Consider the following 7625-nt stretch of genomic DNA (forward strand, 5'->3'; position numbering starts at 1 on the left):
CTTAATTTCTTGGTCATGGTAAACTCCTATAATTGTGCTTAGTTTACCAAGTTTATCTCTACGGTTTCTTCAGCATAGCTCATATCTTTAGCGCTAGTATTTTTTTATTAAAAAAGACCATAATTAATGCCAAGTTTCACTCGTACTACTTGTTTACCGACAGTCGCCCTACTCTGCGTCAGTGCTTGCCAACCCGTGAATACTGATGCGAGCAGCAACGACACAGAAAACTGGTCTTGCCAGTCCCGAGACACACCTTTCTCTTACAGCGCTTGTCGCATTAATGCAGACGCGCTGACAGATGGACGTTACTCATTACAGTTATTCTGGCAGCAGACAGGCAGCGATCAGCCGTTGCTGACTTTTGATAATTTAATGGCGACATTGCCGGCCGAAAATACGCTGAGCTTTGCCATGAATGCAGGGATGTACAATGAGGACTATGCACCGATTGGCTATACCGTCATTGAGGGTGAAGAAGTACGCTCCTTAAACCTTAAAGAAGGTGGCGGCAATTTCCATCTATTGCCCAACGGCGTACTGTGGTGGGATGAGTCTGGCAATGTGCAGGTTACCGAAAGCCATGCCTTAAACGAGCAGATTAACGATGATGCCGTACAACCATGGTATGCAACCCAATCCGGTCCAATGCTGGTCATTGACGACGAGATACATCCACAGTTCAATCCGGAAAGCACTTCATTGAAAATGCGTAATGGCGCTGGTGTTTGTAGCGATGGCAGCATACAGTTTGTCAACAGCGAACAGCCTGTGAATTTTCATGAATTTGCTACGCTATTCAAAGACGAACTAGGCTGTCCTAATGCATTATTTTTGGACGGTGGTATTGCATCAGCCTTGTATGCACCTAGTATTGATAAGCAGGATAAAAAAGAGATGGGTGTCATGATTGCTGTGATTGAGAACGACAACTAAGACACCCACCTCAACTATATGGCTAATGGCTAATGATGTTAGTAAACGCCAAAAGTGTATTGAAATCACCTCGCCATATAGTCGGTCATCTCTTCGACACCATGAAGCGTCATAGGATACATTTTATGCTCAAACAATTTTTTTATTTCACCGATGGTCTGAGTATATTGCCAGTATGCTGAATTTTCGGGATTGAGCCAAGCCACTTTATCAAAGTGTTCGAGCACTCGTTTTAGCCACACCACGCCTGCCTCATTGTTCATATACTCTACGCTACCGCCCACCGAAAACAGCTCATAAGGCGACATTGAAGCATCTCCCACAAATATAACGCGATACTCACGACCATAAGTATTCAGCAGCTCAAAAGTGGGGGTGGGCGCGCTGTGTCGACGATTATTGTCTTTCCACACATAGTCATAAAGACAGTTATGAAAATAAAAGAACTCTAAGGTTTTAAATTCGTTCTTTGCTGCCGAAAATAACTTTTCCAGTGCTTCGACATGAATATCCATACTACCGCCAACATCAAATAACATCAGAACTTTGACACGATTGCGACGCTCAGCCTGCATATGGATATCTAGCATGCCTTTTTTTGCCGTACGCTTAATGGTCTCATGAATATCTAACTCATCCGCACTGCCCGTTCGAGCAAATTGGCGAAGATTACGTAGTGCCATTTGAATTTGGCGCGTGCCCAGCTGCGTATCATCATCTAGATTGCGATATTTACGCTGTTCCCAGACCTTAGCCGCACTGCGCTTACGTGACTCACCACCGACACGTACTCCTTCTGGGTGATCGCCATAAGCACCAAACGGTGAGGTTCCGCCCGTACCGACCCATTTACTACCACCTTGATGACGTTCTTTTTGCTCTTTGAGACGCTCTTCAAGTGCTTTCATCAACTCCTCAAGCGAGCCATACTTTTTCAGCAGTCGCCGCTGCTCTTCGGTCAGGTTTTTTGGATCGAGCTTCAAATCAAGCCATTCTTTCGGTACGTCTGTTAATTTGGACAATAATTCATCCATATCGAGACTATCTATACCTTCAAAATAATCTGCCATGGCTCGGTCAAATTTATCAAAATGGCGCTCATCTTTGACCATGCACAAGCGTATTAGCCGATACATATCTTCACGACTGGCAAAGGTGGATAACTCAGGGTTTTCAGGATGTGGCTGCATCATCAGCCCTTGATCTAACGCGGCATTTAAGTCGAGTAGCTCACGTGTGCTGACCGGCACGCCGTAAGTTCTTAAGGTGTAGAATAGCTTGATAAACATAAGAGTCGCGTCACTTATTGGCTGAGATGATTAAGGTTTAAAAGCTACGGTATAAGAGCTAAGATATAGAAGCTACGATGTAAAAATCGTATAGGCTTTGATCATAAAATCACGGGCGATCCTTACCCTCAACGCCGCATTATATTGGCAAAACGCTGCAATAAATTCACATCGGCTTCATTTTTCAGTAACGCACCATACAACGGCGGAATTGACTTTTCGCCACGTAAGTTTTCCTCTAGCTCGTTTTGTGCCATATCATCAGCCAACAGCAACGTCAGCCAATCTACTAACTCTGACGTTGAAGGTGGCTTTTTAAGCCCTTGAATACCGCGTAGCTTATAAAAGATATCCAGTGCGTCATTAACCAGTTTTTCTTGGATGTTGGGAAAATGCACCTCGATGATTTGGCGCATGGTTTCTTCCTCGGGGAAGTCAATATAATGAAAAAAGCAACGGCGTAAAAAAGCATCTGGCAGCTCTTTTTCATTATTAGACGTGATAATGACCACTGGACGTTGCTCTGCAGTGATAGTCTCGCCTGTTTCATAGACGTAAAATGACATTTTATCAAGCTCATGTAGCAGATCATTCGGGAACTCAATATCAGCCTTATCGATTTCATCAATCAGTAACACAGTACGCTCAGTGCTGGTAAAAGCATCCCACAACTTACCTGGCTTAATATAATTGCCAATTTCATACACCTTGTCATCACCCAACTGCGAATCACGCAAACGCGATACCGCATCGTACTCATAAAGCCCCTGCTCAGCCTTCGTAGTCGATTTGACATGCCATGTAATCAGCGGCATACCCAAACTTTCTGCTACTTCCTCAGCCAGTAACGTCTTACCAGTACCAGGCTCACCCTTAATCAGCAGCGGCTTTTGTAATGTCATGGCTGCATTGACAGCCAACTGTAAATCGTCGGTAGCGATATAACTTTGCGTACCAGTAAAAGCGGTTTTCGCATTCTTATTTGTGGTCGTCATAAATCAAGTCTCAGTTATTGTTATAGATAAATTAGCTAATGAAGGTTAAAGCACTAACATATAATCGAACAGCATATAATTGAATAGCATAAAACAAGCGCTAATCGTGTTACTTAGGCCGTGTCCTCATTTTAAAAACCAGGTGTTTATTTGCAAATTAGAGTAGCACAGCCTGAAAGATTGCCAAAATACTCATGCGTTCGCAGTTGCCAACAAACAAACTATCCTGCAAACATCATGGATTACAACTGCATGGCTGAATACCGTGATCTATAAATGGTTTGCCCACAAAAAAAAGACACGCTTGGTGTCTTTTTTGAATGAAGCGTGGATAATTGAATTAAGCATAAGCGCAAGTAAATATAAACTCTGAAATCTATAGCACAGGCTTGCTACCTATCAGCTTTATCCCCATCAGAATTTTTAACTAAGATACTGTCTTTTTTCACATCAGTGTCTGTTTCAGGTTTAGCAGACTCAGGTGTTTTTCTCAATAGTTGATCGTCGGTAGGTTGAGTGTTAGCAGGCTGTTTATGCAGATCTTGACTCGCTTGACCTTTGATACTTTCATCTTTTGCTAGATAATTACCGGTGGTCAGCTCTGCCGTCGCCTTCGCATCTTCAGCAGTGTGACTGCGGGCTTTATCTAGGCTAGACTCAAACGCGCTGCGTATGAGCTGCCATATAAACCCAACAAACAGCCCCACGACGAGCACCACCATAATGGGGACCATATTTGCGATTGCGCCAGAGAAATCTTTCATCAAGATGGCATACACCACAGCAATACTAGCGGGGGCAATCGTGCCGGGGTCATCGAGAGCATTACTTGGTGCCAGCAAGACAGCAAACAATAGCATCCAACTCATGCCGCCTAACGGACGTGGCATCATACGTGCGACCAACAACCATAGCACCAATACAATGAGCGTCCCACCAAGATAGGCATACATAGGCAGGTCGGCAGGTGGTATGTCTTTTACCAACTGCGCCCACCAAATAGCTATCTCGCCTAAAATCTCGCTGATGGCTTCTAGCGGTAAGCTATATAAGATATTTCTGAACCAGTCCATGCGTTTTTAATTACCTGAGTTTAGCACCGACGACACGCTATATTATGTGCCAGACGGTATAGGGTACGTTTTGCCGTACTAAAATAGGACAAAATACATATTTGACGTGCGCACTTATTAGACATTAGTTTATCACGACTTCATAACAAAGTGCATGCTGCCCACTGCTTAGCTTAGCTTAGTTATGTTTTTGTCCTCTGACAGTTTTATGTTCTGGCTTGTCTTCTGGTGTCTTTAACATTTCCTTCGCCAAAACGTAAAACCACTAATCGTAGATGCTGTCCTGCGATTCAAGTGCACGCAGCTCCGCTTGGCGGCGCATGACATCTTGAGGTGGCAACTGCACAAAGTATCCTTGCGAGTTGAGTTTTTCTAGCACTTCTGCTTTATCGACACGAGCAAGCGTTGCCGTGCTACCCAAGTCCAAATGCATAACAAACTTGCTACGCCCTAACCCTGCACGAAAGTCCTTTGGCAATACCCCAAGCCAATCTTTAATTTCATCGGTATCATCAGGATAATCAGGACGCGCAATGTAAATATACATATCATCGTGTTTAGGGAACTTATAAATATCGCAATGCATAAAAACAACCTATCGAAAATTATCGCCATAGGTTAGCATATTTCAGATAAATATCAGTAGTGGCTTTACGTTTTGGTATGGTAAACCTTGATAATTCCACACTGTTTATCGAAGTGCCGAACTAGCACAGTGCGGAATTATCACTTCATGCAAAAAAACCTCAGAGAACAAATATCTCATCAAGCGCTATAGGCTAACAATCTTCTGTGTTTTCCTCGATTATCAGCTAAAAAAAGTGTTTTTGGCACAATAATCCACTTTAATACTGCCAATGACTTGTAAAAGCGCCTTTAACCTTTCATAATAAAAGCGTTTTTTCAGGAGAGAGTCTGCGAGCATAAGTATCGTATAGCACCAGAATTGGTAACACGATATTTGCATTGCCACAGCACCACCGAAGGCGCATCCACCCTGCCAATCGCTCAGGTAAAAGGACTGAAAAATATATGCCAAGACTGTTTACTGTCTGCCATCAATCGAGTAGCACAGCCAAACATAAGGCATAACAAATCTGGAGAGCGGTAAGGACGGACGACGTTTTACCCACCGAAGGGGAGAAAATACGACATCTCGCTATTGTTTAAAAGCCTCGGCTTTAAGACATAATGACGCTGATTCGTGTTGAAAATCTCAGGTCACAGGACAGATAGGGCTTTGCTTAAACCGACGTTCAACGTCTGTTTGGCTGATGGCTTTATTTTACTATTACCTTCGGTTGCAATGCTTGCACCCCGCAATATTGCTTCTCGCTACTATGACAATGTACATCTGCTCTGATATCTTTATCGAGCACCACTGATGCACACATAAGGATTTGTTATGACCGATACTCAAAATACCAACACCTCAGCTCCGCAGCGCACCCCCCTCTACCAATCTCACGTCGACAGCAATGGCAAATTGGTCAATTTTTCTGGTTGGGAATTACCCATCAATTATGGCTCACAAATCGAAGAGCACGAAGCAGTACGTACTGATGCTGGCATGTTTGATGTCTCGCACATGGTCGTTACCGATATTGTAGGTGCTGATACCAAGGCATGGCTACAAAAACTGCTCGCCAACGACGTCAATAAATTAAAAACCACTGGCAAAGCGCTATACTCTGGCATGCTAAACGAGCAAGGCGGTGTAATCGATGATTTGATCGTCTATCTAATGAACGCTGAAGAAACTCAATACCGTATCGTTTCTAATGCCGCCACTCACGATAAAGACCTCGCCCAGTTTCATAAAGTCGCCGACAGCTTTGACATCACCATCACTGAGCGTCCAGAACTTGCCATGCTTGCTGTCCAAGGACCGAACGCTATAGAGAAACTGGCGCAAACCAAACCTAGCTGGGCAGATACCCTAGCAGCACTCAAGCCATTCGTTGGTGCTGACTTAACGGACATCGAAGGCACAGATTGGTTTGTCGCCCGTACTGGATATACCGGTGAAGACGGTGTCGAAGTCATCATGCATGGCGATGATGCCCCAGCATTCTTCGAGCAATTGAAAGCCAATGGCGTACAGCCTGCAGGGCTAGGCGCTCGTGATACCTTGCGCATGGAAGCTGGTATGAACCTTTACGGCCATGATATGGATGAAACCATCAGCCCATACGAATGCAACATGGGCTGGACGCTGGCTCTAAAAGACGAGCGTGATTTTGTCGGTCGTGAAGCCTTGGTCAGCAAACGCAAACAGTCCAAAGAAGACAACACCGCCATGAAACAAGTGGGTCTATTATTGACCTCTCGCGGCGTATTGCGTGAAGGTATGACCGTCACCATCAATCAGGGCTCGGATAATGAGAAAATAGGTGTCATTACCAGTGGTACTTTCTCCCCTAGCCTAAAAAACTCCATTGCGATTGCCCGTGTACCTGCCAGCTTATCTGAAGAAGATAGTGTCCAAGTTGACCTGCGTGGCAAAGGTAAGTTTGTCGATGTGCGCGTACTCAAGCTACCATTTGTCCGCAATGGCAAGAAGCAATTTGACTGATAACTACCATTAACCCTATTATTAGTGCCCTTTTTTTATCAACCACTTCTTTTGATTTTGGAGAAAAACCATGAGCAACATCCCAGCAGAACTAAAATATATCGCAAGCCATGAGTGGCTACGTCTAGAAGATGACGGCACTATCACTGTTGGCATCACTGACCATGCGCAAGACCTATTGGGTGACGTGGTGTTTGTTGAGCTGCCAGATGTCGGCGACATCATTGCTGTAGATGACGAGATTTCAGTGGTTGAATCAGTAAAGGCAGCTTCTGATGTTTATGCACCTATCTCTGGTGAAGTGGTCGAAGTCAATGAAGCGCTAGAAGACGATCCAGAAATCATCAACTCTGACCCGTATGGCGAAGGTTGGTTTTTTAGAGTGAAGCCTGACAATATCGCTGAGTACGAAGCCTTGATGACCGCAGATGAGTACGAAAACGAGCTGTAACAATCAACTCAACGCGCTGTATTTGTCATACTCAGAAAGTATCTGTATGCAAATTCAGTCGTAACCTTGACTCAGCTGAGTCTCAAGAGGGTTGGTTTTAGACCCTCTGAGGGAACATCCTGATGTATGAAACAAGCAAGCTCGCAGATACTGGCAGTGGCTAGTATCTGTGCCCTTTACTTGCTAAACCGTTACTTTTGAAGCAGTGGTTTTTAGGAACTCATCGCTTAATACGTGTTGCGCCACCGTTCTGAAATACTTGATTCTGAAACACTTGTGCTTATCACTTGTAAGACAGTATTACAG

At 44.3% G+C, this 7625-nt stretch carries 7 protein-coding genes and 2 riboswitches; of the genes, 3 read left to right on the forward strand and 4 right to left on the reverse strand.

Annotated elements, in window-relative coordinates; genetic code table 11:
- Positions 1-126: 126 nt before the first annotated feature.
- Positions 127-936: a phosphodiester glycosidase family protein gene (locus L0J61_RS07575; protein ID WP_301465780.1), complete on the forward strand. Its 810-nt coding sequence runs from the start codon at positions 127-129 to the stop codon at positions 934-936.
- Positions 937-1001: 65 nt separating this feature from the next.
- Here the strand turns inward: L0J61_RS07575 and L0J61_RS07580 are convergent, their stop codons facing one another.
- The 4 genes from L0J61_RS07580 to L0J61_RS07595 all read right to left on the reverse strand — a co-directional run bounded on the left by L0J61_RS07580 (position 1002) and on the right by L0J61_RS07595 (position 4879).
- Entirely contained in the window at positions 1002-2225 is a 1224-nt protein-coding gene (locus L0J61_RS07580) for a VWA domain-containing protein (RefSeq protein WP_301465781.1), read from the reverse strand.
- Positions 2226-2353: 128 nt separating this feature from the next.
- The gene (locus L0J61_RS07585; protein ID WP_301465782.1) at positions 2354-3220 is read right to left on the reverse strand and encodes a MoxR family ATPase; all 867 of its coding nucleotides are present in this window, start codon (positions 3218-3220) and stop codon (positions 2354-2356) included.
- Between the two features lie 392 nt (positions 3221-3612).
- On the reverse strand, positions 3613-4293 hold the full coding sequence (locus L0J61_RS07590; protein WP_301465783.1) for a hypothetical protein: 681 nt from the start codon (positions 4291-4293) through the stop codon (positions 3613-3615).
- Positions 4294-4558: 265 nt separating this feature from the next.
- Positions 4559-4879, reverse strand: coding sequence for a YcgL domain-containing protein (locus L0J61_RS07595; protein ID WP_301465785.1), 321 nt, complete (start codon positions 4877-4879; stop codon positions 4559-4561).
- 308 nt (positions 4880-5187) lie between these two features.
- Positions 5188-5327, forward strand: a riboswitch (glycine riboswitch).
- A gap of 53 nt (positions 5328-5380) precedes the next feature.
- Positions 5381-5535: riboswitch (glycine riboswitch) on the forward strand.
- Positions 5536-5698: 163 nt separating this feature from the next.
- On the opposite strand from L0J61_RS07595, the gene gcvT reads away from it, so the two are divergent.
- A complete protein-coding gene (gene gcvT, locus L0J61_RS07600) occupies positions 5699-6868 on the forward strand; it encodes a glycine cleavage system aminomethyltransferase GcvT (RefSeq protein WP_301465787.1) in 1170 nt (389 codons plus the stop codon).
- A 70-nt stretch (positions 6869-6938) separates the two neighbouring features.
- A complete protein-coding gene (gene gcvH, locus L0J61_RS07605) occupies positions 6939-7319 on the forward strand; it encodes a glycine cleavage system protein GcvH (RefSeq protein WP_301465788.1) in 381 nt (126 codons plus the stop codon).
- The last annotated feature ends 306 nt before the right edge of the window (positions 7320-7625 follow it).

Source organism: Psychrobacter sp. (assembly GCF_030457785.1).
In the GTDB taxonomy this organism is placed as follows: Bacteria; Pseudomonadota; Gammaproteobacteria; order Pseudomonadales; family Moraxellaceae; genus Psychrobacter.

Excerpts from the sequence above, each read along its gene's own strand:
- L0J61_RS07575 (WP_301465780.1), top strand. The coding sequence starts at position 127 with ATGCCAAGTTTCACTCGTACTACTTGTTTACCGACAGTCGCCCTACTC.
- L0J61_RS07580 (WP_301465781.1), bottom strand. The coding sequence starts at position 2,225 with ATGTTTATCAAGCTATTCTACACCTTAAGAACTTACGGCGTGCCGGTC.
- L0J61_RS07585 (WP_301465782.1), bottom strand. The coding sequence starts at position 3,220 with ATGACGACCACAAATAAGAATGCGAAAACCGCTTTTACTGGTACGCAA.
- L0J61_RS07590 (WP_301465783.1), bottom strand. The coding sequence starts at position 4,293 with ATGGACTGGTTCAGAAATATCTTATATAGCTTACCGCTAGAAGCCATC.
- L0J61_RS07595 (WP_301465785.1), bottom strand. The coding sequence starts at position 4,879 with ATGCATTGCGATATTTATAAGTTCCCTAAACACGATGATATGTATATT.
- gcvT (WP_301465787.1), top strand. The coding sequence starts at position 5,699 with ATGACCGATACTCAAAATACCAACACCTCAGCTCCGCAGCGCACCCCC.
- gcvH (WP_301465788.1), top strand. The coding sequence starts at position 6,939 with ATGAGCAACATCCCAGCAGAACTAAAATATATCGCAAGCCATGAGTGG.